This window comes from Streptomyces sp. NPDC043427 (assembly GCF_056436655.1).
The window spans coordinates 65417-90802 of the sequence record NZ_JBWKCC010000031.1 but is presented as its reverse complement, the minus strand read 5'-3'; the positions used below and the strand labels follow the sequence as shown (position 1 = coordinate 90802).

The following is a 25386-nucleotide window of genomic DNA, read 5'->3' as shown; positions in this document are numbered from 1 at the left end:
CCGCAACGTGGTGTTCCGGCACCCCCATCGAGAACAGCCTGGCCGGACCGCAACCGGCTGCCGCCAATAAATCGGCCGAAACCCCGCACTCCAACGTCACGGCCAAAGGTGACCGTCTGCGCAGGGAACTCGCGAAGATCAGGTTCGACACCACGGCCGACCTCGATTACCTCAACACATGCGATCTGCGGAACGAGCCGCATGCGGTGCCAAGGCAGTCGCGTAGCTCGTATTCGCCGACACCCTGATGAGCACCTCACCCGATGAGGGCTACGTGTGCCTGACACGGCTGGACGAGTACTACCGCTTCATCACCTCCGACTACGAGGCGCTGCGGCTCGAGACGTACGAGTCCAACGTTGCGTCGTTCGTGGCGGCCGAGGTGATGGCCACATCCGTGATGACGTAGACGGGGCCGGAGGCGCACGGCTGGTGACATGCGCGGCGAATCCCTTCCAGCGGATGTGCCCGTGGCGGGCGTAGCGCGCCGTGATGCCCTAGGGAGAGACGAGCGCCGAGGAGGACGGCGGCAGCCCGCTGTCGACGGAGGTGCGCCAGCACAGACGCAGCGTCGCGGTACTAGGACGTCATCATGTGCCCGTCAGGATGACTGTTCAGGGCATATACGCCCCTCCGCTTCGCCGTGAGCACGGAGCGGATATCCCCATTTCATTCTGGCGGCCTGGTGGCGGGCGGGCCGTCGCAGCGCCTCCGCCAGGTCGGCGATGTCCTCGGGTGCGGGCGGGGCTGGTAGCGGGGCGGGAGGAGTGGTCGAGCAGTCCGTTCTCGCCGTGCGCCCGCCAGCGGGCGTACAACTTGGCCAGGCAGTGGCGGGAGATCCCCGGCTTCCGCAGCGACGTCCGCGATCGGACGTCCGGCGTCGATCCGCAGGCACGAGCGCGGACGTCCTTCGGGGGTCAGCGGTGCGTTCCCGTGCCCCCTGCTGGTGGCGCTCCTGGACTCGGCGGCCGCGTTCACCGGGAGCCCTGGGATCTCAGGGCTCCCGCGCGAGCGGCTGTGCGTGGTGTCAGCGTGCGAACTTTTCGATGGCCGCCGGGGTGACGGGGGTGAAGAAGTTGACGAGGTTGCCGTCGGGGTCGCGGAACAGCAGCGACCGGTTGCCCCAGGGCATCGTGGTGGGCTCGTTGACGAAGTCGGTGACGAAGCCGGTCAGGTTCTGGTGAACGCGATCCACGTCGTCGACGAGGAACTCAGTGATCACGCTGTGGTTGTCCGCCGGGCGGGCAGAGCCCGGGGCGAACAGCGGGACGGTGCGGGTGCCGGCGATCGCGAGGGTGGCGCCCGGGGTCTTGAGCTCGGCGAAGTCCTCGGTGGCCCACGTCGCCCGCACTCCTGTGGCCCGCTCGTAGAACTCGACGAGGCGCGCTACGTCGCTGGTGATGATGCGGATCGAGACGAAGTCCATGGGGATCTCCTTGGCTGTGCTGAAGGCGTGCATTGCGCAGGCTAGGAGAAATAGGGGACAGGATCGGTCCGGTATTCGCGTTAGGTTGTGCCCATGCCTCGACCCACTGGCCGCGTGCTGACACTCCTGGAGTTGCTGCAGTCGGGCGGCACCCGGACGGTGGCCGAACTCGCCGACCGGCTCGGCGTCGAAGGGCGCACCGTGCGGCGGTATGTGGACCAGCTGATCGACCTCGACGTGCCCGTGGAATCGGTGCGCGGCCGCTACGGCGGGTACCGGCTCGCCCCCGGGTACCGCTTGCCTCCGCTCATGCTCAGCGACGACGAGGCGCTGGCCGTGCTGCTCGGCCTGGTCGCCGGCCGCCGCGCAGGGCTGATGACGACGCAGCACACAGCAAACGAGACGGCATCGGCGAAGATCCGGAGGGTGCTGCCCAAGCACATCGCCCGCCGGCTCGACACACTCCTGGAATCCCTCGCCTTCACCGACCAGCCCGGCGAGTTCGACACCCCGGACGCCGGGGTCCTGCTCACCATCGCCGATGCGGTGCGCCACCGCCGACCGGTCTCGATCCGCTACACCGACCGCGACGGACGGCGCAGCGAACGCACGCTGCACGCGTACGGGATCGTCGCCCATGCGGGCCGGTGGTACGTCATGGGCAAGGACGCCCGGATCGGCGAGGACCGAACCTTCCGGCTCGATCGCATCGCAGACGCGCGGACCCTGCCCGGCTCATTCGAAGCGCCGGCGGGTCCCGGTCCGGCACAGCGCGTGTTGTCAGGCTTCGCCACGGCTGAGTACCAGCATGAGGTGACCTTGCGCATCCACGGGACGGTCGAGCAGATCCGCGCCCACCTTCCCGCCGGCGTCGCGAGCCTGGAGGAGCACGAGCCAGCGGCAGGCGAGGACCGGGCGACCGAGCGATGGCTGCGCGTCGAGCTGCGGGCGGAGCGGCTCGACTGGTTGCCTCCAGTACTCGCCTCACTCGACCGGCCGTTCGTCATCGAGCGCCCCGATGAACTGCGCGAACTCGTCACCGCGCTCGCCGATCGCCTCGCGTCCTACGCCTGCCAAGCCTGACAGCGAGGAACCAATGTCATGAGCCGACTACCCGACTGGCACACCTAGGGCCTCTGGAAGGGACCCGTAACGCGAAGAGGCCCGTACGACCGAAGTCGTACGGGCCCCTTCAGGAGCTCAGCTCAGGCTGTGCTACCGGGTCAGGCTCAAGATCACTTGTTGATCTTGGTGACCTGGCCGGCGCCGACCGTCCGGCCACCCTCACGGATGGCGAACTTCAGGCCCTCTTCCATGGCGACGGGCTGGATGAGCTCCACCTTCATCTCGGTGTTGTCACCCGGCATGACCATCTCGGTGCCCTCGGGGAGGGTCACGACGCCGGTCACGTCCGTCGTACGGAAGTAGAACTGCGGACGGTAGTTGTTGAAGAAGGGGGTGTGACGACCACCCTCGTCCTTCGACAGGATGTAGGCCTGGGCCTCGAACTCGGTGTGCGGGGTGACCGAGCCCGGCTTGATGATGACCTGGCCGCGCTCGACGTCCTCGCGCTTGATGCCGCGGAGCAGCAGACCGACGTTCTCACCGGCCTGGCCCTCGTCGAGCAGCTTGCGGAACATCTCGATGCCGGTGACCGTGGTGGTGGTCTTCTCCTGCTTGATGCCCACGATGTCAACGGTCTCGTTGACCTTGAGGACACCACGCTCGATACGACCGGTGACGACGGTGCCACGACCGGTGATCGTGAAGACGTCCTCGATCGGCATCAGGAACGGCTTGTCGACGTCACGCTCGGGCTGCGGGATGTTCTCGTCCACAGCCTTCATCAGCTCGAGGACGGACTGGGTCCACTCGGCGTCGCCCTCCAGCGCCTTCAGCGCGGAGACCTTGACGACCGGCAGGTCGTCGCCCGGGAACTCGTACTCGGAGAGGAGCTCACGGACCTCGAGCTCGACGAGCTCCAGGATCTCCTCGTCGTCCACCATGTCGGCCTTGTTCAGGGCGACGACGATGTACGGAACGCCGACCTGGCGGGCCAGGAGCACGTGCTCCTTGGTCTGCGGCATCGGGCCGTCGGTGGCGGCGACCACCAGGATCGCGCCGTCCATCTGCGCGGCACCGGTGATCATGTTCTTGATGTAGTCCGCGTGACCCGGGCAGTCGACGTGGGCGTAGTGACGCGCCTCGGTCTGGTACTCGACGTGCGCGATGGAGATGGTGATACCGCGCTGGCGCTCCTCGGGCGCCTTGTCGATGTTGTCGAACGCGGTCGCCTCGTTCAGGTCCGGGTACGCGTCGTGCAGCACCTTGGTAATGGCGGCCGTGAGGGTCGTCTTACCGTGGTCGATGTGACCGATGGTGCCGATGTTGACGTGCGGCTTAGTCCGCTCGAACTTCGCCTTCGCCACTGGGGTCCTCCTGGGAGTGGTTCTGGTACGCCTTACTTCAACGGCGCCAGGTGATCTTTGCTGTTAAAGCCCGGGCCCGGGGGCATTCTCCACGAATGTGGGTGAATGCCCCTGGAGGCTCCGGAGTCAAGCCTACGGCGTGTAAACGGAGAGTGTTACTCGCCCTTGGCCTTCGCGATGATCTCCTCGGCGACGTTCCGCGGAACCTCGGCGTAGGAGTCGAACTGCATCGAGTAGCTTGCGCGACCCGACGTCTTGCTGCGGAGGTCGCCGACGTAGCCGAACATCTCCGACAGGGGCACGAGACCCTTGACGACGCGGGCACCGGCCCGCTCCTCCATGGCCTGGATCTGACCACGGCGGGAGTTGATGTCGCCGATGACCTCACCCATGTAGTCCTCGGGCGTGGTGACCTCGACGGCCATCATCGGCTCGAGCAGCACGGGGCTGGCCTTGCGCGCGGCCTCCTTGAAGGCCTGCGAACCGGCGATCTTGAAGGCGAGCTCGGAGGAGTCGACCTCGTGGTAGCCACCGTCGATGAGCGTGACGCGGACGCCCGTCATCTCGTAGCCGGCGAGGATGCCGAACTGCATGGCCTCCTGCGCACCGGCGTCCACCGAAGGGATGTACTCCTTCGGGATACGGCCACCGGTGACCTTGTTCACGAACTCGTACGAGGCGTCGCCGCCCTCGATCGGCTCGATCGCGATCTGCACCTTGGCGAACTGGCCGGTACCACCAGTCTGCTTCTTGTGCGTGTAGTCGACGCGCTCGACGGCCTTGCGGATCGTCTCGCGGTAGGCGACCTGCGGCTTGCCGACGTTGGCCTCGACCTTGAACTCACGGCGCATACGGTCGACCAGCACCTCGAGGTGCAGCTCGCCCATACCACCGATGATGGTCTGGCCGGTCTCCTCGTCCGAGTGGACCTGGAAGGACGGGTCCTCCTCGGCCAGGCGCTGGATGGCGACACCCAGCTTCTCCTGGTCGCCCTTGGACTTGGGCTCGATGGCGACCTGGATGACCGGCGCCGGGAAGTCCATGGACTCCAGGATCACCGGGTTCTTGTCGTCGGACAGCGTCTCACCGGTGGTGGTCTGCTTCAGGCCCATGACGGCGACGATGTCACCGGCGCCCACCGACTCGATCTCCTCACGCTTGTTCGCGTGCATGCGGTAGATCTTGCCGATGCGCTCCTTCTTGCCCTTGACGGAGTTCAGCACGGCGGTGCCGGACTCCAGGCGGCCCGAGTAGACCCGGACGAAGGTGAGCTTGCCGAGGTGCGGGTCGCTCATGATCTTGAACGCGAGCGCGGACAGCGGCTCGTCCTCGGACGGCTTGCGCTTGATCACGACCTCGGGGTCCTTCACGTCGTGGCCCTCGATGGCCTCGACGTCAAGCGGGGTCGGGAGGTAGCGCACGACCGCGTCGAGCAGGGGCTGGACGCCCTTGTTCTTGAACGCGGTGCCACAGAACACCGGGGTGACCGTGGTGTCGCTGGACTTGCCGGACGCGATGGTGATGCGACGGATCGCGGCGTACAGCTGCTCCTCGGTGGGCTCCTGGCCCTCCAGGAACAGCTCCATGATCTCTTCGTCGTTCTCCGCGACGGCCTCGACGAGCTTGTTGTGCCACTCCTCGGCTGCCTCGGTGTGCGTGGCCGGGATGTCGACGACGTCGTACATCTCGCCCTTCGCGGCCTCGGCGGACCACACGAGCGCCTTCATGCGGACCAGGTCCACGACGCCCTTGAAGTCGGCCTCGGCACCGATCGGCAGCTGCATGACGAGCGGCTGGGCGCCCAGGCGGTCCGAGATCATGTCCACGCAGCGGTGGAACTCGGCGCCGGTACGGTCCAGCTTGTTGACGAAGCAGATGCGGGGCACGCCGTAACGGTCGGCCTGACGCCACACCGTCTCGGACTGCGGCTCGACACCGGCGACACCGTCGAACACCGTCACGGCACCGTCGAGCACGCGCAGGGAGCGCTCCACCTCGACGGTGAAGTCGACGTGACCCGGGGTGTCGATGATGTTGATGGTGTAGTCGTTGTCCTCGAGCGGCCAGTGACAGGTGGTCGCAGCAGACGTGATCGTGATGCCACGCTCCTGCTCCTGCTCCATCCAGTCCATCGTGGCGGCGCCGTCGTGGACCTCACCGATCTTGTACGACACACCGGTGTAGAACAGGATCCGCTCGGTGGTGGTCGTCTTGCCCGCGTCGATGTGGGCCATGATCCCGATGTTGCGGACCCTGGCCAGGTCAAGTGAAGTGGTAGCCATAAGGCTTCAGTCTTCTCTCGGTCTCGATGTGGGTAGCGACTACCAGCGGTAGTGCGCGAAGGCCTTGTTGGACTCGGCCATCTTGTGCGTGTCCTCGCGCTTCTTCACAGCGGCACCAAGGCCGTTGGAGGCGTCGAGAAGCTCGTTGAGCAGACGCTCGGTCATGGTCTTCTCGCGACGGGCGCGGGAGTAACCGACGAGCCAGCGCAGCGCGAGCGTGTTGGCGCGACCGGGCTTGACCTCGATCGGAACCTGGTACGTCGCACCACCGACACGGCGGGACTTGACCTCGAGGGTCGGCTTGATGTTCTCCAGCGCGCGCTTCAGCGTGATGATCGGGTCGTTGCCCGTCTTCTCACGCAGACCCTCCATGGCGCCGTAGACGATGCGCTCGGCGGTGGAGCGCTTGCCGTTCAGCAGCACCTTGTTGATGAGGGAGGTCACCAGAGGAGAACCGTAGACCGGGTCGATGATGACCGGGCGCTTCGGGGCGGGGCCCTTACGAGGCATTCTTACTTCTCCTTCTTGGCGCCGTAGCGGCTGCGGGCCTGCTTGCGGTTCTTGACACCCTGGGTGTCGAGCGAGCCGCGGATGATCTTGTAGCGAACACCCGGCAGGTCCTTCACACGGCCGCCGCGCACGAGCACGATGGAGTGCTCCTGCAGGTTGTGTCCCTCACCCGGAATGTAAGCGGTGACCTCGATCCCGCTGGTCAGACGCACACGCGCGACCTTACGCAGGGCCGAGTTCGGCTTCTTCGGGGTGGTCGTGAACACACGCGTGCAGACGCCGCGACGCTGAGGGGAACCCTCGAGTGCGGGCGTCTTGTTCTTCTCGACCTTGTCCTGCCGGCCCTTGCGGACCAGCTGCTGGATCGTAGGCACTACTTCTCCGGTTTCTGTGTGCCGAATGGTGAAGCTAACCTGGAACGTCGCCGACCCACGCGGTCGGGTGTGTCGAATCCCGCAGCAATCCCGCCGCAAGGCGAAAGGGCGCAGATTACGGTGGCCGGTCACGGCCCCGATGCGGTTTACAGGCACGCACGAGGGCCAGGGCACACCCCAGGCACAAGGTCTGAGCGTACCTACCTCATTCGCTGTGGTCAAAACAAATGGGCGGGCCCGGCAGAGCCACAGCAATCATCCCAAATTGCCCGGCCTGCCGGGTGCCCGCATCCGGGGACCTCACTCCTGGGTTCTCAGCCCTCCGTCCCGACCCGGCTTCGATCGTGTGTGCGACGGGCCGCCGCGCGCGTGGCGCGCTCCGCGGCGAAGACGTCCTCCAGGCGGAACAGCAGCGCCCGGCCGGCCCGGCCCGCGGCGGTGAGGCGGCCCAGCTGGACCCACTTGCGGATGGTGGCCGGCGCGACCCCGACCTCACGGGCGGCGAGATCGCCGGGGATGAGGGCGGGGGCGGCGCCCTGCCGGTCGTACGAGGTGCTCATCGGACGCCCCCCGCGTGGTGGGCCCGCGCGGTGTCGGCGGTACGGCACTCCCACTCCCCCTCGGTCCAGGTGTGGCGGTAGGCGGGGTCGTCGCGGCAGCCGCAGTGCGGGTCCGTGCAGCGACACGCCGGGTTGACGCAGAGGACGGCGCCGCGGTCGGGGAACGCCCGCAGCGACACCGAGTCGCACCAGGGGCAGCGGCCGGACATCCGCACGACGGTTTCGGTGTCACCCAGGGCGCGGGCACAGCGGCGGGCCATCCGGCGGGCCTCGTCGCGCACGTGTGCGGCGAGGACGGGGTCGGCGGCGACGTCGCCGAGGAGCGCGGCGATGCGGCGCAGCCGCTCGGGGACGGTGGCGCGGCGCGGCCGCGGCAGACCGAGCCGGTCGCGGACCGCTTCCTCCAGCTCCACCACGCCGTCGGTGATGTCGCGCATGGTGTCGGAGATGTGCAGACGCAGCGGGGCCGCGCTGTGGCCCGGGACCGCCAGCCCGTGGCGCTGCTGGAGGAGGAGCGCCTCCTCGCGCTCCTCCCGCAGCCGGGCACCGAGGTCGGCCGGTGGCGCGGAGGCCGGGCGGGTGGTGGCCGAGGCGCGGCCGGGGACGAGTTCGATGGCGAGTTCGGGGAACTGCTGGACGAGCTGGCCGATCCAGAGAGCGGCATGCGCGATCGGCTGATCCTCAGCCAAGGGTGTCTCCCGAGAGGGTGGAGAAGGACATGGAGGAAGGGGTGGAGGCAGGGGTCGGGACCGGGCGCCCGGAGCGCCGGAGCCGGCCCGCACAGACGCCGTCGAACCAGCTGTCGGCCGGGGCCACCGCCTCCTCGCAGGGTCGGCGCACGGTACAGACGGCACAGGCGCGCAGCGCGGGGGCGGCCTCGGCGGGGCGTCGCGAGAAGACGACGCGCGGCGAGAGGCCGACGCAGGCCGCGGCGGAGCGCCAGTGACTCGGGTCGGGCGGATCGGACTGTCCTCGTGGGCCGGTGGTCGGCATGAGGTCCCCCTGTTGGTTCGGGTGTTGGTTCGGTTCGAGCCGAACACACTCAACCGTGCCAGATTGCGTGCGCGCCCGCAACGTACTGTGGATCACTCGCCTCCGCGAAACCTCCTCAAGTTGCACTTATTTTCCTAAGTGCTTGCCCGAGAGCACGTAATTCCGCGCGCGCAAGCAAGCTAAACTTGCCTCCTCCAAGGGAAGCGAGCAGAGATGACCAGCCAGGATCTGGACGCGTTCGCGGCATGGGTCGAGGACCTCATGCGGGAGCGCGGCTACGACATCGACAGCCCTCGCGGTGGCGGCAAGTCCCGGATCGCGGACGAGGCGGGCGTGCACCGCGCCGCCGTCACACGCCTGCTCCAGCGGCAGAGCATGCCGGACCTGGAGACCACCCGCCGGCTCGCGCGCGTGCTCGGCGTTCCGGTACGAGACATGCTGATTCGCTCCGGTCGGCTCACCGCCGAGGAACTTGCCGATCCCCAAGCGTACTTGAGCACACCACATGCGCCCGGCGCGGACATCGCCCGCCGCCCCACGCTCGAGGAGGTGGCCGACCTGCTGGGGGTGCCCGCCGACCGGCGCGAGATGTTCGTCAGGGTCGTGGAGCAGTTCCTGCCGAGTGACACGGAGCCGGCGCCGCAGGTGCCCGAAGGGCCGCGGATCTCGATAGGAGCGGCTTCGACGGCGTCCCCCTCGGGACCCTTCTCGGCGTCATCCGACTGATTCGCAGCACGCTCACGACGTACGGCCCACTTCGCCGCAAGGCCGCCGAGGCAGTGGCATTCGCCCACTGACGGGGAAGGCGGCCCGCGTTGCACCCCCCTCCCTCACCGCTCCATGCGCCCAGCCCCACGGCTCCCGCTCCACGTCCGGCAGCACACTGGCATCGCCGCCCTGACCAGCATCTCTGCCCCCCTCTCGCCGCATCTCCGGGAAGTCATTCACCCAATAAGTTGCGTGCGCGCACGATCTCTGTCACAGTTGGTGCAGCGGCGGAGCTGTGCCCGCGAGTCGGGCGGCGCCCGCCCTTCCCACGCGTACCGCGTCTCTCCGTACGCCGGTACCGGGCGTCTTCCCTTCCGCACTCACGCCCCCGTCCGTTACTCCGCGCCCCGCGCGCCCAGCAGCCCGAGGTGACCCGGCATGACCACGCCCACCCCACCGAGCGCCTTCCCCGACGTCGAGGCCCTGGTCGTCGACATCCTGGAGGCCGACTCCGCACTCTCCACGGCCCTCGTCCGCGTCGACGCGCCGGACGGATTCGACGGCAGGGCCGCCGCCGTGCTCGTCAACCGGCGCGGCGGTGCCTGGATCGGCGAACTCCACGTCGACCAGCCGCTGATCGAGCTGGAGGTGTACGGCCCCACCAAGGAGGCCGCGCACACCCTGGCGAACGCGGCCCGCCGCGCGCTGCTCGCCGCGGCCGGCAACCGCTACGGCAGGAACCAGATCACCGAGGTCGAGGAACAGGACGGCCCACGCTGGCTGCCCGACTACCTCTACACCGCGGCCAATCGCTACGTATGCGTGCTCAAGGTGTTCCTGAACGTCTACTGAGCACCCCGTGGCGCACTCGCGCCGCCCCACAGACCGAAGGCCCCGTCACCCGGCGGGGCCTTCGTCGTACCCGGAGCACCGCTCCAGGTGCGCCCCCCGAAGGCGCGTGCGTCCGCGCGCTGCCCTTTCACACAAGGAGAACCCCAACCATGGCAGGCACCAACTCCTCCGAGATCCGCATCGCCGGCGTCGGCCGCCTCTTCGTCGCGAAGGCCGACACCAAGGTCCCGACGGCCTTCTCCGGCAACTCCGCCACCGACTGGGGCGCCGACTGGACGGACCTCGGCTACACCTCCGGCGACGGCGTCACCTTCAGCAAGAAGGACAAGCTGGAGCCGGTCGACGTGTGGCAGGCCGTCAGCCCGGTGCATTTCGTCTACTCCGACCGGGACCTGACCCTGAAGTTCTCGCTGCTGCAGTTCAACGAGGACACGCTGCCCTTCTTCATGGGCGGCTCCAAGGTCAGCCCGGTGGCCGGCTCCACGGACGTCTTCCAGTACGAGATCGCGGACCGTCCGTACGCCGACGTCCGCGCGCTCGGCCTGGAGTTCACCGACGTCCAGGCGAGCGACGGCTCCGCGGTGACCTACCGCTTCGGCATCCCGCGCGGCCAGGTCACGGCGGCGGACGACATCAAGCTGGCCCGCAAGTCCGCGGCCCAGCTCGGCATCACCTTCACGGCCATGGCAGGCGCCGACGGTTCGGCGCTGGCGAGCTTCGTCATGAAGGACGACTCGTACGCGGCCTGATCCACCGGGCGGGGCGGGTTCGTCCGCCCCGCCCGCCCCTCTCCCCGCTTCTTCGCTGCTTCCACAACCCCGAGGAGTACGTATCCCCATGGCCCGTTTCGACGTCAACGCCGCCCGCGCCCAGCGCCTCGAAGCCCTCGGCCGTACCTGGTCGTTCGAGCTCGACGGCGAGTCCTTCACGCTTCCCACCGAACTGACCCGGGCCACCGCCCGCGCCCTGCGGGACCTCGACGACAACGACGTCGACGGGCTGCTCGGACTGCTCATGGGCGAGGAGCAGTTCGCCCGCTTCGCGCGGCACGATGTCACCATGCAGGACATCGCCGCCATCCTGGAGGCCTACGGCAAGGAGACCGGGCTCGGCCTGGGGGAAGGCTGAGCCTCGTCGGGTTCGTCGACGAACACGCCGAGGCACTCGAGGCGGATCTGCTCCGCTACTACGGCATCGACCTGCTCGACTGGCACCGCGACCACCTCTCCGCCCGGCGGCTCGCGGTGCTCATCAAGCATCTGCCGCGGGACAGTGCGGTCAACCGGGACCTGCACGGGGAGGCCGCGGAGTGGTCGGTGACCGATCATCTGCTGGCCGCGGCGGTGGACCACCTGGCGGCGGCCAACTGGATGTTCGCCACCGTCAACACGGCCGAGGACGGTGAAGGTCCCGAACCCCCGGTACCGGTTCCGCGCCCGGACGACCCGCCGGAGGAGGAGCGGGACGGTCCGGACGGCGCCCCCCGGTCGTCGTCCGCCCAGGACACCTCCGCCCCGACACCGGTCCAACTCGCCCGCTTCTTCGGGTGAGGGGCGGGGATTCAACGGGGCGCGATCGCCGCGGGCGGGGGCAACGGGGGCGGGGGCAACAGGGGCGGGGATTCAACGGGGGCGTCTCGTCCCCGGTCGCGGGTCGCGCTCGTCCGCGCGGTCCTGCGGGGCGTGGTTCTCACGTCCGTCGCGGCGATCGGGACGGTCACGCCGGTCCCGCTCCCCGCGCCCGTCCGGCCGGTCCCGCTCTCCACGTCCCTCCGGCCGGTCCCGCTCCCCGCGCCCGTCCGGCCGGTTCCGCTCTGCGGGACGGTCGGGGGCGTCGTCCTCGTCCCGGTGCCGGCCCTTCGCCCTGCCTTCCAGTTCGTCGGCGAGTGCCCGGGCCTTTTCGGAGAGCCGTGGGCGGTCCTCGGGCCGGGCGTCGGGCTTTTCGGGCGGCTCCTGGTGGCGTTCCGGCGTCTCCGGTCGGCGGCCCTTCTCCCGTCCGGCGGGGTGGTCGCCCGGTCTCGTCAGCGGAGGGACACTGGGACGCCCGTTGCGCCGGACCACCGGACGCCGGTCGGAGGCTGCCGAACGCTCGCGCACCTCGCGGGCGGAGAGCAGTATGTCGTCCCCGTCCCTGCTCTCGTCCGGGACACGCTCCTCGTCCTCCTCCTCAGCGGGCGCACCCTCGTCCGCAATCTCCGGAGTCGGTGCCGGCCCGCTGTCCGCCACCGACCGCTCGCGTTCCCCGCGCTCCTCGACCCGCGTCACCTCCGGTGGAGGCCGCAGGAGTTGGAGGTAGGGCAGAGGGATGACCTCGCCGTCCTGTGCGTCCTGCGGCCCACGGGCTCGACGGGGCCTCCGACCGGTGCGGGCGTCCTCCTGGCCCTGGACGTACGCGGCGGTGATCCGCTCCTCGTACGCGCGCCGGATGGCGGGCAGCTGCTCGGCGACGACGTCGGCCCAGCCGGCGCTGTAGGCGGCGAGTTCACGCCGTTCGAGTTCCGCTCGGGGCAGGACGAGGAGGTCCTCGGGGGCGTGTCCGAGCCGGTGGACCAGCTCGGACAGGCGGGCGATGAGGTGCGGGAGGTCAGGGGACTGTTCAAGCCAGTCGATCGCCCGGTCGTCCCGCGCGTTGCTCGCGTCGCCGTCCACCCCGTCAGGCACCCCGTAGGCCTTGCTCTCGTCCGCTGCTCCTTCGCGCGCCCCCCGCGCGAGGACGGCTGCCCGCCGTCCACCGTCGCACACCGGGCCCTTTGACTTCCGCGGGGGGCCTGGCCGTTCACATCTCGTTCACCGACGGAATAACGGCCGGATCCTGACCCACGAACCTGACGGACCGTTCACCGCGTCCCCCGTATCACCGCAGGTCCGCGCGAGGGTGAAGGGGAGGCTCCGCGTCAAACACCGCCCGAACCACAGGATTACTCGTACACTAGTTCGAACACGCGTCTCGAACGCCTCCGTAGGCGCCACGTGTACCACCAGCCCAGCGGACACAAGGGAAAGCAGGCCGACATGGCGACTGGCACGAGCAACCACCCGCAGCAGCCGATCGACACCTACACCCGCCTCGCCCATCTCCTGCGCGTGCCCGCCGCCAGTCGCGAGGCCCTGCTCGACCGGGTGTACGAAGAGCTGCTGGACCGGGAGTCACGCGCCTACGCCGCCGGCTGGTCGGACGCCCTGACGGAGGCGCGCCGGGCCCGCTGACACCGCGTGCGGGCACACTGCCCGGCAGAAGCGCGGCACAGGCGGAACCTCACCCCCGTACGCACAGTCGCTTGTATGCTGCGGCACCTCTCGCATCGCGGCCACCAGGGGGAGGAGCGGACTTGTCCACAACGCTCGCGAGCGCAACGAACTACGGCATTCCATTCATGATCATTTCGGTGCCCTTCGGCCTCGTCTCACTCCTGTTCATCCCCAAACAGCTGCGCGAGCGACGGCTCAAGAGGAGTGGAGTGGAAACCGTCGCCGTCTGCCAGGAGCGCATCCGACGCGGCGGCACAGCGGTGGAACTCCTGAACTGTTCCTTCCGCACAGCCGACGGTGACGAGACCTGGGCGCTCGTCAGCCCTCCGAAGCCGGCGCCGCACGTCGGTGAGGAGTTCCCGGTCGTCTTCGACGCAAGGAAACCCTCCGTGGTCGAGAGCAGCTACTACCTCGCATCGCGCGGTACATGGGTCGGTTACGTGATCCAGTCGCTCTTCGGCCTGTTGCTCGTGACAGGCGTCGTGATCGGCGCCATGTCCTGACCCTGGCGCCGCCCGTACCCACCAAATCCGATGCCCTCTTCCGCACTTGCGGGAGGGGGCATCTGCATGTCCGGACCACGCGCCGCACCGAGAGGACGCACATGACCGAGTACGTCAGCCAAGAGGAGATGGGGCAGACCCGAACCGCCATTTCCAAGGAGATCAAGGGCGCGATAGTCGCGTACGACAAGCAGAAGGCGGCCGAGGGGGCGGCCGAGGACCACAAGTGGGTCGCCGACTGGAAGACCCGGCTCCCCACGGAGCTCAACGGCATCAAGTCGGAATTCACCCTTTTCAAGGCGGAGTGGGTTCCGATCCTCGCCACCCTGCCGGGGCTCTGGAGCTTCGAGGAACTGATCAAGAAGCAGCTCCGCCTGGACTACAACCAGTACGGCTTCCTCACCCGGCAGACCGCCGAGGCCGGCGGAACGGGGGGCGCTGCTGGACCGCGAGGGGAGCCGGGTCCTCGCGGCCCCGAGGGCTCGCAGGGCCGTGAGGGCAGGCGCGGACAGCGCGGCGCCCCCGGGCGCCGAGGCCGACCGGGCCCGCGCGGCGAACAGGGCCGCCAGGGCAGGCCGGGCCCGCGCGGCCCGGCCGGTCCCCCGCCGTCGACCGAGGCGCTGCGCAACGCCACTCAGGACGCCCGCGGCGCGGAGCAGGCACTCCGCGGCGTGGTGGACCGGGCGGAACAACTGCGCACGACCATCGACGGCGGCCAGTGAGCAGCCGCGAACCGACCGTCTCGCGAACCGTCGAGGCAGGTCACCGGTGACACATCTGGAGTGTGAATGTCTCTCGTACGATCACTTGGCCGAGCCTCCGGCGCACTGCAGGACTTCAGGACGAAGGCCTCCGGAGCGGGGGCCGCGGCCCAGGGCATGGCAAGCGCGGGCCAGAAGGGCGCGAACCAGCTCAAGACGCTGAAGTCGGCCGCCCAGGGCGCCGAGAAGGAACTGAAGGACCTCAAGACCGCCTCCGATCAGGCGGAGAAGTCGCTGTCCAAGGCCGGCAAGACCGGTTCCACCGCCGGGAAGAACCTCGGCAAGTACGAGGCGGGGGCGAGCAAGGCGGCCAAGGGCCAGGACAAGATGAACAAGTCGATGAAGGGCAACTTCTTCGGCATGCTCATGAGCCTGCTTCAGCCGTTGATCGAGAAGGTCATCGACATGGCGACCAGGTCGAAGACCATGCAGAAGGTCCTCAAGACGGCCTTCGACGCCATCAAGTCGGTGATCAGCAAGGTCATGAAGGCCATCGGGCCGATCATGAAGAACGCCGCGAAGCTGATCAAGTCGGTCTGGAACGGCATCAAGTCGGCCGTCTCGTCCGTCGTCAAGGCGATCGCCACGGTCATCAAGACCTACGTCAACATCTGGAAGAAGGTCATCAGCACCGCGCTGAAGGCGATCAAGACGGTCGTCAGCAGCGTCTGGAAGGGCATCAAGTCCGTCGTCTCGCCCGTCGTGAGCTGGATCAAGTCGGCGATCCCGAACGCCTTCCGGGCCGTCAAGGACAAGCTGTCCAGCATCTGGGGCGGCCTGAAGGGCATCGCGAGCCGCGCCTTCAACGGCATCAAGGGCGCGGTGAAGGGGCCGATCAACGCGGTCATCGGCATCATCAACTCCGCGATCGGCAAGCTCAACGGCATCAAGGTCTCGATCCCGGGCTGGGTGCCGAAGGTCGGCGGCAAGTCCTTCGGCGTAAATCTGCCCAGAATCCCCGCGCTCGCCACCGGCGGTGTCGTCATGCCCCGCTCGGGCGGTGTCCCGGCGCTCCTCGCCGAGGCGGGCGAGGCGGAGGCCGTGCTGCCGCTGAGCAAGCTCGACCGGCTGCTGAAGCGGGCGGCCGCGCAGGGGCCGGCGTACGCCGGTGCGTCCGGGGCGGCGGGCGGCGCGCTGCACATCGAGCACTACTACGCGGCCGAGACGAGCAGCCCGCAGCGGACCGCGGACGCCCTGATGTTCCTGGCGAAGGCACGCGGATGAGTGGCGTCGCGCGAACAGCCGGCGGCTGGACCGCCGACCCGCTCGTCGGTGTGGGGCCTGCGCTGCGCACCTTCCGCTCGCGGATCGAACAGGGGGGCAGCACCCTGCGGTCGGTCACCGCCCGGGTCAAGAGTGCCGCCACCACCACCGACCGCGTCCGTTCCGCCGTCGCCCAGGCCACCACCGCCGTACGGCAGACCAAGGCCAGGGCCGAGACGGCCGCCCGCTCGGTCTCCAGGACAGGTCGGACCGCCACCACCGCCGGGTTGGGCCTGAGGTCCCTGCGCAGCCAGGGCAAGGGCTCCACCAGGCGGCTCGGCACACTCATGTCGGGGCTCGGCGGCGTCGTGGCGCTGGTCGGCGGCCTGCTGAGTGCCGCCGGCGTCCTCGGCGACCTCATGGGCACCTTCGGCACTGCCATGACCATCGGCTCCGGCGTCATGCTGGTCATCAACGCCCTCACGCGCGCCAACCCCATCGGCTTCGTCACCGGCCTCCTCCTCCCGGTCGCCGGCTGGCTGATCGACCTGGCACTGAACTCCGAGGCCGGTCAACGGTTCATGGAACAGCTCAGCACGCTCGTACTGAAGTACGTCGAGCTGTACGTGACGATCATCGGCCCCCTGATGAAGGCGGTCGGGTCGGCGGTGAGCACCTACGTCACCGGCTACCTCGCCGTCGTCAGGGGCGCCGTCTCCGGCATCGCCACCCTCATCGGCACCGGCTTCGCCGTCCTCAAGGCCCTCACCACCGGGGACACCCGCGCCCTCAGCGGCAAGGTGTCCGCGGTGTGGCGGGGGTTCAAGGACGCCGTCAGGCCGGCGCTGAGGTGGATCAGTCAGGACATCCCCCGGATGTTCACCCGGATCAAGGAGGCCCTGTCCGGGACGATGCGCGGACTCGGGCAGTTCGTGGAGACCGGCGCGCAGACCGTCGCGGGTGTGATCAAGGGCCCGGTCAACGGCCTGATCGCGTTCGCCAACTGGATCGTCGACGGGCTCAACAGCCTCAGCTTCAGCCTGCTCGGCAAGAAGTTCGGCGTCGACCTGGACAAGATCCCGATGCTCGCCGAGGGCGGTATCGCGGTCCCGGGCGCCACCCGGCGGGCGGGCAAGGTGCTGCCGCTCACCGCCCTGCGCCGGCAGCAGGCGCTCGCCCTGCGCAACCGCCACCGGCCCCAACCCCCGCACCGGGTCACGGAGTTCCACGAGAGCCGGGGCGCCGGTGCCCACGGCACGGCCGAGGACCTGCTCTTCCTCGCGGCGGCCCACGCACGCACCCCAGCCTGAGAAGTGAGGTGACGGCCCCATGGCCGAGACGACCACAACCGCATACACCGAGGACACCGCACCCGGCTCACTCATCACCCGCGACGGGCAGATGCAGTGGGCCGGACTTCTGTTGGGTCCCGGCACCCCCTACGAGATCGACCGCGGCGGACTGAGCGGCTGGGAGGACCTGCCCGAGTACGACACCTCGGACGCCGACCACCCCACCGCGCACGGCGCCTGGCCGGGCGCCCGCTACGCCCGGCCCCGCAAGATCGGCGGCACGGTGTGGACCGTACCGTCGGAGGACAGCACCGAGTCCTCGCTGTCCGCGATGCGCGCCCTGCGCCAGGCGCTGCTGCTCGGCGACGCGGAGCGCTGGCTGGCGGTGCGGCTGCACGGCGAGACCCTGGCCGTGCGGGCCCGGGTCAGCCAGCGCGTCCTGGCCGCGGACCGCACGTACACCACGCAGGGCGTGGCCAGGGCGTCCGTGCAGTGGTACGCCACCGACCCGCGCCGCTACTCGGTCACCGAGCAGAGCGCGGTCACCGGCGCCCCGCAGCCGGAGAGCGGTCTGACCTGGCCGCTGACCTGGCCGCTGTACTGGGGCCAGTCGGCCTCCACCGGGGACGTGCTCGCCGCCAACTCCGGCTCCGCGCCCACGCATCCGGTGATCACCTTCACCGGCCCGTGCGCCAACCCGACGGTGACCGACCGCACCTCCGGCCGCCGGCTGCGCTACGAGATCACCCTCGCCGACGGCGACGAGCTCGTGGTCGACACCGCCGCCGGCACGGTCACCCTCAACAGCACCGCCTCCCGGCGTGACACGGCCGCGGCGGACAGCAACCCCGAGGAACTGTTCGCCTTCGAACCCGGCCGCGCCCAGCTGGCGTTCCGTCCGGACACCTTCGACACCGGCGCCCGGATGACGGTCCGCTGGCGCGACGCGGAGTGGTGATCACATGACTGTACGAACCGCCTGGCTCACCGAGACCGGCCAGACCCGGGAAGACACCCGCGTCACCCTGTCCGGCCTGCTCACCCCGAACGCCCTGGTCGCGGAGAACATCCCGCTCAAGGCGCGCGGCGGCATCGTCCCCGGTGGCTTCGCGCTCACCGGCACCACCGGGAGCATGACCTTCACCATCGGCACCGGCCGTGCCTTCGTCCAGGGCGGCCGGACCGGCCAGGGCGTCTACCCGGTGGCGGTGACCGAGCCGGAGACCCTGACCGTGCCCGACGGCGACTCCCTGTACAGCCGGATCGACCTGGTCGAACTGGTCGTCCTGGACAGCGTCTACGACGGCACCCTGGACACCGCGGCACAGGTCCGTCTGGTCAAGGGCACCCCCGCGGCCACGCCCGTGGCGCCCACCAGCCCCGACGGCAGCTCCCTGCCGCTGTACCGGATCACGGTGCCCGCCAAGGCGTCGGCCGGCTCCAACAGCCTGGTCTGGGACACCGCGGTCGTCAGCCTGCGCTACCCGACCGTGGCGCTCGGCGGCATCGTCCCGGCCGAGGGCTTCAGCGGCGCCTACGTGGGTCAGTACCGCGAGGACTCCGCCGGTCTGCTCCAGCGCTGGAACGGCACCGCCTGGCAGTACGCCGAGGGCCGTTCGACCGTCCTGCTCAGCGTCTCGCAGACCACGGCACAGTCCGTGCCCACCGGCCCGTGGACGCAGATCACCATGCAGTCCACTGACGCGGACGACGCGGCCGGCTGGGCCGGGTCCAACACCTACACCGTGCCGAGGGCCGGCTGGTGGCGGGTGACCTGCGCGATCACCTGGTTCACCGAGTCCACCACCGGATCGCGCGGCGCGCGCGTGTACGTCAACGGCTCCGGTGTCCCGCGCGGCACCTGGCTCGTCGGCGCGGGACCGGGCGCGACCAGCGTCGGCGGCAGCTGCCTGCTGAAGCTGGCGGCCGGCGACAAGCTCGCGCTCTACGGGCTGCAGAACTCCGGCGCCACACTCACCACCCTCGGCGGCTCCGGCTACGCCACCAACCTCACAGCGGAGTGGCTCAGGTCCTGACCGCTCTCGCCACCCCCGTACCTTCCGGAGATCACAGGAGACCAGCAGATGAACCTGCGCAGCTCATGGCTGGCCGAGACCGGTCAGACCCGCGAGGACACCCGCCTGACCCAGCTCGGCGCGACCACCCCGACCAACCCCCTGGAGGTCCGCTCCGGCATCCTCCCCGGTTCCTACGACGGCCAGTACCGCCTCTCCGGCTTCTGGATGGAGGGCGGCGGGGGCACCATGACGGCCAAGGTCCACGAGGGCCGGGCCGTCGTCCAGGCCGACAGCAACCAGGGCGCCTACCCCGTCACCCTCCCCGAACCGCAGTCCCTCACCTTCGCCGACGGCGAGGCCAACGACCGCATCGACCTCGTCGTCGTGAAGATCTCCGACAAGCTCTACGACGGCTCCACGCAGTCCACGGCCTCCCTGGAGATCATCAAGGGCCAGGCGAACGCCAACCCGACCCCGCCGCCGCTCCCGGACATCGCCCTGCCGATCTACCGGGTCACCGTCCGGGCCGGGATCAGCGCCGGCAAGGGCGGCATCAACTGGAACAACGACGTGACGGACCTGCGCTCCACCACCGTAGCGATCGGCGGCATCCTCCCGGCTTACGGCGACACCGGCAACGGCGCCTACCCGGGCCAGTACCGCGACTCCGGCGGCGCCCTCCAGCGCTGGGACGGTTCCGCCTGGGTCTCCTACCCGAGCGCCCTGGGCGGCATCGCTCCGGCCGGCGCGGTCACCACCGCCAGCTACACCGGCCAGTACCGCGACAGCTCCTCCGGAGTGCTCCAGCGCTGGAACGGCTCGGCCTGGGTGTCGTACCAGCCGGTCGCCAACTGGACCGACTACACCCCGGTCTGGCGCTGCGAGAACGGCACGGCGCCCGGCATCGGCAACGGCACGCTGGCCGGGTCGTACGTGAAGACCGGCAACGTCATCCATGTGCGGATCTATCTCAAGATCGGCTCGACGACCAACCTGAGCGCCCAGGACGCCAACGGCGACTGGATGTTCTCCCTGCCGGTCGCGCCGGTGTCCACCGCCTGGAAGCTGGACGGACGGTTCATGACCGCGGAGGCGCACGACGTCTCGGCGCTCCTCACGTACCAGGGCGCCGGACAGCTGTCGACGGCGAACGGCGGCATGGTCTGGCGGGTGCGCGACGCCCTCAAGACCAACGGGGTCGTGTGGGACAAGGCGGCGCCGTTCACCTGGGGCGCAGGCGACGTGCTGACCATCCACGGCAGCTACGAGGCCGCCTCCTCCTGACCCCGGGCGAGCGATCGCCTGCATCCACCCGAACTTCCGCTCTTCCGAAAGGAGTCGACCATGCCCGTACGTTCCGGCTGGCTCTCCCCCGACGGCCAGTCCCTGGAGGACACCCGGGTCGTCCCGCTCGGCACGCTCACCCCGACCTCGCCCGTCGCCACCCGCTCCGGCATCCTGCCGGGATCCTCCGACGGCCAGTCCCGCATCTCCGGGTTCACAGTGACCGGCACCACTGGCACCATGAGCGCCACCGTCAGTCCGGGCCGTGCCGTCCTCCAGGGCCCGGACGCCCGGGGCGCCTACCCGGTCGCGCTGACCGAGTACCTGACCCTCACCTTCGACGACGGCGACGCCCAGTACGGCCGCATCGACCTGGTCGTCCTGCGCGTGTACGACGACCCCTACGACGGCTCCGGCCGCACCGAGGCCGCCGTCGAGATCGTCAAGGGCACCCCGGCCGCCACCCCGACCGCCCCCGCCACACCCGCGCTCGCCCTCCCGCTGTACGAGGTCGCGGTACCGAAGGGGGCGAGCGCGGGCACCAACCCCATCGTCTGGACCTCCGCGCTCACCGGCCGCCGTACCGCCACGGTCTCCGTCGGCGGCATCCTGCCCGTCACCACGGACACCGCCACCGGCGCCTACCCGGGCCAGTACCGCGACAACAACGGGGTCCTGCAGCGCTGGACCGGCTCCGCGTGGGCGGACTACCAGGCGCCGGTCGCCGTGGAGACCACCACCACGGGGGTCACCGCGTCCGGCAACTGGGCGCTGAGCTCGTACAGCGCCCGCCGCACCCGCGGTGTGTGCTCCTTCTCCGTCAGCCTCGTCCGCACCACCAGCAGCCTCACCGCCACGGCGGCCGGCACCCCCAGCCCGGGCAACGTGCCCGACGAGCTGGTCTGCACCCTGCCCGCCGGCTGGCGGCCCGCCAGCGACACCTACACCTCCGCCACCGACGGGTACGCCGACGGCGGCATCCGGATCAACACCGACGGCACGGTGTACCTGCTCACCTGGTCCACGAGCGGTGTCATCCAGGTCGGCAACACCCTGCGGCTCTCCGCCTGCTTCGTGCTGTGACCGCCGTCCCGACCAGGAGCTGACCGCCGTATGACCACCAACACCCCGTACCGCGCGATCTTCTGCGATCTGCGCGAGGACACCACCATCGACATCCTGCCGCTGCGGGACGTCACCGTCGACGACTACATCGGCAAACCCGGATCCCTCTCCGGCACCATCCCCGTGCCCGACGCGGCGATGGCCGCCCGGGTCCGCCGCATCGAGGAGGGCCGCACCGCGGTCTACCTCCAGCGCGGCAACGACCTGTGGTGGGGCGGCATCGTCTGGACCAGCACCCTCCAGAGCGACGACCGGGGCGTGCTCACCCTCGGCATCCAGGCGGCCACCTTCGAGTCGTACGCGGCCCGCCGCCGCATCCGCGAGAACCTCTACTACAAGAACCAGGACCCGCTGGCCGTGGTCCGCGCCGTGTGGACCTACATGCAGACCGCCCTGCCCGGCAGCGACATCGGCGTCACCTACGGCGACGAGACCTCGAAGGAGGTCCGCTCGGGCAACTGGCGCAACGGCGACGAGACGATCTACCTGGAGGCGATCGACGCGATGGCCGCCGTGGAGCCCGGATTCGAGCACCACATCGCCGTCTACCGCGACCCGTCCACCGGCCAACGGGTGCGCCGGCTGCGCCTGGGCAGCCCGAAGATCAACACCGGGACCACCGACCTGGTCATGGACCGGCCGGGCAACATCCTGGCGTACTCCTTCCCGCGCGACGCCACCCGCGGCGGCACCACCGCCCGGGCGCGCGGCGCCACGGACAACTCCAACCAGGCCGCCGAGTCCCGCCCGCTCTTCGCCGACGCCCCCGAGGCCACGGAGCTGATCAACGCGGGCTACCCGCGCATCGACCTGTCCTCGGACCACAACGAGGTGTCCGACATCCCCACCCTGCTGTCCCTGGCCAAGGCCGAACTGGCCGAGGCCACCGGGGCGGTGGTGATCCCCGAGATCACCGTCCGCCTCGACGACCTGGTGCCGCCCGCCCTGCTCGGCCGGTCCGTCCGCATCCGCATCACCGACGAGTGGTTCACCGAGGGACTGAACCACCGCTACCGGATCATCGGCGTCAAGGTCAGCCCGTCGCAGCGCGGCCGCCCCGACACCGCCGAGCTCTACCTGGAGGAGGCCTGATGCCCCAGCTCCCCGAGGACATCATCGACCGGCTGACCGCGATGGAACGCCGGATCCAGCAGCTGTCCACCGCCGTCAACACCCGGCCCGCCCTCAACAAGGTGTCCAAGGGCGGAGTGGAGATCAGCGACGGCGGCTATCTCACCGTATGGCCGCCGGAGGGCGGTCCGGCCGTGTTCGCGGTCGGCGCCTGGTCCGGCGAGGAGTACGGCCTGGCCATCCGCCGCCAGACCGGCTCCATGGCCCTGAGCCTGCACAACGGCGACGGCACCGCCACCTCGCAGCAACCGCTGCGCATCTGGGACCGCAACGGCAAGGAGATCTTCGCCGACGACGTCGACACCGGCGGCCTGGCCCGCCCGTGGCTGTCGATGACGATGCCGACCGACACGGCCCTGGAGCGCTGGCCGCGTACCACGTCCTCCGGCTGGTCGACCGTCGCCCGGTCCTGGAACCCGCTGTGGCAGCCGAAGATGCGGATGTACATCTCCACCTCGGTGTCCTCCGGCGCCACCGGAGAGGTCCGGGTCATGGTCAACGACACCCAGTGGGGTGGCACCGTCACGGCTCCTGAGGCGTTCGACTACACCGGCTTCGTCGTGACCAACTTCAACGCCTCCTTCGGCAACCTGCTCAAGTTCGAGATCCAGGCCCGCGTCGCCTCGGGCACCGGCACGGTCTACGCCCAGCCGCGGATCATGTACGGCCTCCAGACCACCTAGGCCTCTCGTTTGGATCATGCCGGGCTCGCGGGGTCCGGCCTGATCCGAACGAAAGACCCTAGTGCCCACAGCATCGGAGGAACCCATGGACATCGACCCCACCCAGCCCTGGGGCATCGCGATCGACTACGCCGGCCGCGCCACCCTCACCGAGGACGGCCACACCGTCTACATCAATGTCACCGACACCAGCCTCAGCAGCATCATCACGCCCGACCCGCTCACCGGCCGCCACGCGCCCGTCAGCGTCACCGCCCAGTTCACCGAGACCGGCACCAACGGCGCCGTGCTGCGCGGCTACGGACGGATCGGCGTCGAGCCCGTCGGCACCGACCCGGTCGCTCCCGACCCGACGGCCGTACCGCGTGCCGTCGCCGCCGCGATCGCCGACTTCCAGGCCAACACGGAGGCGTACGTCAACCTGTGCGCCCGGTGGACGGCGGACGGCGAGCCGGAGCCGGAACCGGAACCGGAGGGCGGCACCGCCTCCGCCGTCTGACCCCTTCGCTTCACACCCGCACCCCGAGCCGCCCGACCGGCCGGGGTTTTCTCATGCCCGGGAGGCACCACTCATGGCCAGACCCCTGTCCGCCGACGCCCTCGTGTCCGCCCTGCGGGCCGAGGGCGTCACCGTCGTCGAACACGCCGGATGGCGCACCCACAACCGCAACCACAAGGGAAGTTGGGGCCCGCTCAACGGCGTGATGATCCATCACACCGTCACCTCCGGCACCGCGTCCAGCGTCAGCCTCTGCTTCAACGGCCACTCCGCCCTGCCCGGCCCTCTCTGCCACGGCGTGATCGCCAAGGACGGCACGGTCCACCTCGTCGGCAACGGCCGCGCCAACCACGCCGGCGTCGGCGACCCCGACGTCCTCGCCGCGGTCACCGCCGAGCGCGCCGTACTGCCCGCCCCGAACCGGTCCACCACCGACGGCAATGCCCACTTCTACGGCTTCGAGTGCGTCAACCTCGGCGACGGCAAGGACCCGTGGCCCGAGGCCCAGCTCGACGCCATCGCGCGGACCTCCGCCGCCCTGTGCCGGGCGCACGGCTGGAGCGCCAACTCCGTGATCGGCCACAAGGAGTGGACCAGCGCCAAGATCGACCCGCGCGGCTTCGCCATGTCCGACCTGCGCGCCCGCATCGCCGCGCGCCTGACCGCGAAGCCGACCGGCCCGGCCCCGGGGCCCACCGGCCCGCGGTACCAGCCCTTCCCCGGCGCCGAGTGGTTCAGGAAGAACCCCCGCTCAGAGATCGTCACCGCCATGGGCAGACGCCTGGTCGCCGTCGGCTGCTCCGCCTACACCTCGGGCCCAGGCCCCCAGTGGACCGACGCCGACCGGCGCAGCTACGCCAAGTGGCAGCGCAGGCTCGGCTACACCGGCGCCTCCGCCGACGGCTGGCCCGGCGCCAAGTCCTGGGCGGCGCTGAAGGTCCCGTACAGCTCCTGATCACCGAACCCTGCGAGGTACCCCATGTCAGAGGCCACGAAGCGGACCCTCCGCACCGTCCTGCAAACCGCTGTCGGCCTGTGCGTCCTGCTGCCGGCGGTCGTCGACGCCGTGGGCCTCCCGGAGACCCTGCCCTGGGTCGCCGGGGCCCTGGCGGCGGCCGGCGCCCTGACCCGCGTCATGGCCCTGTCCGGCGTACAGGCCCTGCTGCCCGCGTGGCTGCGCACGGACACACCGCACAGCGAAAAGAGCAACGCGTGAACGAATCCGACCCGGCCGTCGTCGCCGTCGAACTCGAACGCCTGCGCGGCACCGTCGAGGCCGGCTTCGCCCGCGCCGACGGACAGCTCGCGCTGCTGGTCCAGCGCAGCGACCAGACCGACAAGCAGCTCGCCGACCACGAACAGCGCCTCGACGCGCTGGAACGCTCCCGCTGGCCGGTCACCAGCATCGGCGCCCTGGCCGCCATGGCGACGGCGGCCGTGGCGATGTGGGAACTGACCGGCCGCTGACACGCCGAAGGGCGGCCACCCCTGCGGGTGGCCGCCCT

The 25386-nt window shown here is 69.9% G+C and carries 32 protein-coding genes; 22 read left to right on the top strand and 10 right to left on the bottom strand.

All coding sequences use genetic code 11. The annotated features are described in order from the left end of the window. The first annotated feature begins 247 nt into the window (after nt 1-247). Entirely contained in the window at nt 248-409 is a 162-nt protein-coding gene (locus AC067M_RS36050) for a hypothetical protein (protein ID WP_478701247.1), read from the top strand. Between the two features lie 205 nt (nt 410-614). Here AC067M_RS36050 and AC067M_RS36045 read toward each other — a convergent pair whose 3' ends face one another. After that, complete coding sequence (locus tag AC067M_RS36045) at nt 615-839, bottom strand: hypothetical protein (protein WP_478701278.1); 225 nt, start codon at nt 837-839, stop codon at nt 615-617. Between the two features lie 188 nt (nt 840-1027). After that, a complete protein-coding gene (locus tag AC067M_RS36040) occupies nt 1028-1426 on the bottom strand; it encodes a VOC family protein (RefSeq protein WP_164408749.1) in 399 nt (132 codons plus the stop codon). A gap of 93 nt (nt 1427-1519) precedes the next feature. Here AC067M_RS36040 and AC067M_RS36035 point away from each other — a divergent pair, with 93 nt between their 5' ends. After that, nucleotides 1520-2509: a helix-turn-helix transcriptional regulator gene (locus AC067M_RS36035; RefSeq protein WP_478701246.1), complete on the top strand. Its 990-nt coding sequence runs from the start codon at nt 1520-1522 to the stop codon at nt 2507-2509. A gap of 152 nt (nt 2510-2661) precedes the next feature. Here AC067M_RS36035 and tuf read toward each other — a convergent pair whose 3' ends face one another. The 7 genes from tuf to AC067M_RS36000 form a co-directional block, all read right to left on the bottom strand. Next, the gene (gene tuf / locus AC067M_RS36030) at nt 2662-3855 is read right to left on the bottom strand and encodes an elongation factor Tu (RefSeq protein ID WP_037680438.1); all 1194 of its coding nucleotides are present in this window, start codon (nt 3853-3855) and stop codon (nt 2662-2664) included. Nucleotides 3856-4010: 155 nt separating this feature from the next. Then, nucleotides 4011-6137, bottom strand: a complete 2127-nt coding sequence (gene fusA, locus AC067M_RS36025; RefSeq protein WP_478701245.1) for an elongation factor G — start codon at nt 6135-6137, stop codon at nt 4011-4013. A gap of 39 nt (nt 6138-6176) precedes the next feature. Beyond that, the gene (rpsG, locus tag AC067M_RS36020; protein ID WP_003992340.1) at nt 6177-6647 is read right to left on the bottom strand and encodes a 30S ribosomal protein S7; all 471 of its coding nucleotides are present in this window, start codon (nt 6645-6647) and stop codon (nt 6177-6179) included. 2 nt (nt 6648-6649) lie between these two features. Then, entirely contained in the window at nt 6650-7021 is a 372-nt protein-coding gene (gene rpsL / locus AC067M_RS36015; RefSeq protein WP_003948652.1) for a 30S ribosomal protein S12, read from the bottom strand. A gap of 314 nt (nt 7022-7335) precedes the next feature. Further along, a complete protein-coding gene (locus AC067M_RS36010; protein ID WP_478701244.1) occupies nt 7336-7581 on the bottom strand; it encodes a MerR family transcriptional regulator in 246 nt (81 codons plus the stop codon). Then, nucleotides 7578-8270 carry a hypothetical protein gene (locus tag AC067M_RS36005; RefSeq protein WP_478701243.1) on the bottom strand — a complete coding sequence of 231 codons (693 nt, stop codon included), beginning with the start codon at nt 8268-8270 and terminating at the stop codon, nt 7578-7580. The genes AC067M_RS36010 and AC067M_RS36005 overlap by 4 nt, the downstream gene beginning before the upstream one ends. Next, complete coding sequence (locus tag AC067M_RS36000; protein WP_478701242.1) at nt 8263-8574, bottom strand: WhiB family transcriptional regulator; 312 nt, start codon at nt 8572-8574, stop codon at nt 8263-8265. The genes AC067M_RS36005 and AC067M_RS36000 overlap by 8 nt, the downstream gene beginning before the upstream one ends. A 213-nt stretch (nt 8575-8787) precedes the next feature. Here AC067M_RS36000 and AC067M_RS35995 point away from each other — a divergent pair, with 213 nt between their 5' ends. The 5 genes from AC067M_RS35995 (at nt 8788) to AC067M_RS35975 (ending at nt 11684) form a co-directional block, all read left to right on the top strand. Further along, entirely contained in the window at nt 8788-9300 is a 513-nt protein-coding gene (locus AC067M_RS35995; protein WP_478701241.1) for a helix-turn-helix domain-containing protein, read from the top strand. Between the two features lie 420 nt (nt 9301-9720). Continuing rightward, nucleotides 9721-10134, top strand: coding sequence for a hypothetical protein (locus AC067M_RS35990; protein WP_478701240.1), 414 nt, complete (start codon nt 9721-9723; stop codon nt 10132-10134). Nucleotides 10135-10283: 149 nt separating this feature from the next. Beyond that, entirely contained in the window at nt 10284-10883 is a 600-nt protein-coding gene (locus AC067M_RS35985) for a phage tail tube protein (RefSeq protein ID WP_478701239.1), read from the top strand. A gap of 88 nt (nt 10884-10971) precedes the next feature. Continuing rightward, nucleotides 10972-11262 carry a hypothetical protein gene (locus AC067M_RS35980; protein ID WP_478701238.1) on the top strand — a complete coding sequence of 97 codons (291 nt, stop codon included), beginning with the start codon at nt 10972-10974 and terminating at the stop codon, nt 11260-11262. 65 nt (nt 11263-11327) lie between these two features. Continuing rightward, on the top strand, nt 11328-11684 hold the full coding sequence (locus AC067M_RS35975) for a hypothetical protein (RefSeq protein WP_478701277.1): 357 nt from the start codon (nt 11328-11330) through the stop codon (nt 11682-11684). 72 nt (nt 11685-11756) lie between these two features. On the opposite strand, the gene AC067M_RS35970 is transcribed toward AC067M_RS35975, so the two are convergent. After that, a complete protein-coding gene (locus tag AC067M_RS35970) occupies nt 11757-12794 on the bottom strand; it encodes a hypothetical protein (protein ID WP_478701237.1) in 1038 nt (345 codons plus the stop codon). A 351-nt stretch (nt 12795-13145) separates the two neighbouring features. Between AC067M_RS35970 and AC067M_RS35965 the strand changes: the two genes are divergently transcribed. From AC067M_RS35965 to AC067M_RS35895, 15 genes are all read left to right on the top strand, one after another. After that, complete coding sequence (locus AC067M_RS35965) at nt 13146-13340, top strand: hypothetical protein (protein ID WP_478701236.1); 195 nt, start codon at nt 13146-13148, stop codon at nt 13338-13340. Nucleotides 13341-13462: 122 nt separating this feature from the next. Then, entirely contained in the window at nt 13463-13885 is a 423-nt protein-coding gene (locus AC067M_RS35960) for a hypothetical protein (protein WP_478701235.1), read from the top strand. Between the two features lie 101 nt (nt 13886-13986). Beyond that, nucleotides 13987-14607 (top strand): hypothetical protein, encoded by a 621-nt coding sequence (locus tag AC067M_RS35955; protein WP_478701234.1) that lies wholly within the window; start codon nt 13987-13989, stop codon nt 14605-14607. Nucleotides 14608-14673: 66 nt separating this feature from the next. After that, nucleotides 14674-15870, top strand: coding sequence for a phage tail protein (locus AC067M_RS35950; RefSeq protein ID WP_478701233.1), 1197 nt, complete (start codon nt 14674-14676; stop codon nt 15868-15870). Next, nucleotides 15867-17159, top strand: coding sequence for a phage tail family protein (locus AC067M_RS35945; RefSeq protein WP_478701232.1), 1293 nt, complete (start codon nt 15867-15869; stop codon nt 17157-17159). The genes AC067M_RS35950 and AC067M_RS35945 overlap by 4 nt, the downstream gene beginning before the upstream one ends. Before the next feature lie 19 nt (nt 17160-17178). Beyond that, entirely contained in the window at nt 17179-18099 is a 921-nt protein-coding gene (locus AC067M_RS35940) for a phage distal tail protein (protein WP_478701231.1), read from the top strand. A gap of 4 nt (nt 18100-18103) precedes the next feature. Continuing rightward, on the top strand, nt 18104-19177 hold the full coding sequence (locus tag AC067M_RS35935) for a hypothetical protein (protein WP_478701230.1): 1074 nt from the start codon (nt 18104-18106) through the stop codon (nt 19175-19177). A gap of 48 nt (nt 19178-19225) precedes the next feature. Further along, nucleotides 19226-20443: a hypothetical protein gene (locus tag AC067M_RS35930; protein WP_478701229.1), complete on the top strand. Its 1218-nt coding sequence runs from the start codon at nt 19226-19228 to the stop codon at nt 20441-20443. Nucleotides 20444-20503: 60 nt separating this feature from the next. Continuing rightward, on the top strand, nt 20504-21526 hold the full coding sequence (locus AC067M_RS35925; RefSeq protein ID WP_478701228.1) for a hypothetical protein: 1023 nt from the start codon (nt 20504-20506) through the stop codon (nt 21524-21526). Between the two features lie 30 nt (nt 21527-21556). After that, nucleotides 21557-22660: a hypothetical protein gene (locus AC067M_RS35920; RefSeq protein ID WP_478701227.1), complete on the top strand. Its 1104-nt coding sequence runs from the start codon at nt 21557-21559 to the stop codon at nt 22658-22660. Beyond that, a complete protein-coding gene (locus AC067M_RS35915) occupies nt 22660-23382 on the top strand; it encodes a hypothetical protein (protein ID WP_478701226.1) in 723 nt (240 codons plus the stop codon). Before AC067M_RS35920 ends, AC067M_RS35915 begins: the two co-directional genes overlap by 1 nt. A gap of 85 nt (nt 23383-23467) precedes the next feature. Next, nucleotides 23468-23881: an ATP-binding protein gene (locus tag AC067M_RS35910; RefSeq protein ID WP_478701225.1), complete on the top strand. Its 414-nt coding sequence runs from the start codon at nt 23468-23470 to the stop codon at nt 23879-23881. 73 nt (nt 23882-23954) lie between these two features. Further along, nucleotides 23955-24836, top strand: coding sequence for a peptidoglycan-binding protein (locus AC067M_RS35905; protein ID WP_478701224.1), 882 nt, complete (start codon nt 23955-23957; stop codon nt 24834-24836). A 24-nt stretch (nt 24837-24860) separates the two neighbouring features. Further along, nucleotides 24861-25097, top strand: coding sequence for a hypothetical protein (locus AC067M_RS35900; protein WP_478701223.1), 237 nt, complete (start codon nt 24861-24863; stop codon nt 25095-25097). Continuing rightward, nucleotides 25094-25348 carry a hypothetical protein gene (locus tag AC067M_RS35895; RefSeq protein ID WP_478701222.1) on the top strand — a complete coding sequence of 85 codons (255 nt, stop codon included), beginning with the start codon at nt 25094-25096 and terminating at the stop codon, nt 25346-25348. The genes AC067M_RS35900 and AC067M_RS35895 overlap by 4 nt, the downstream gene beginning before the upstream one ends. Nucleotides 25349-25386: the final 38 nt, after the last annotated feature.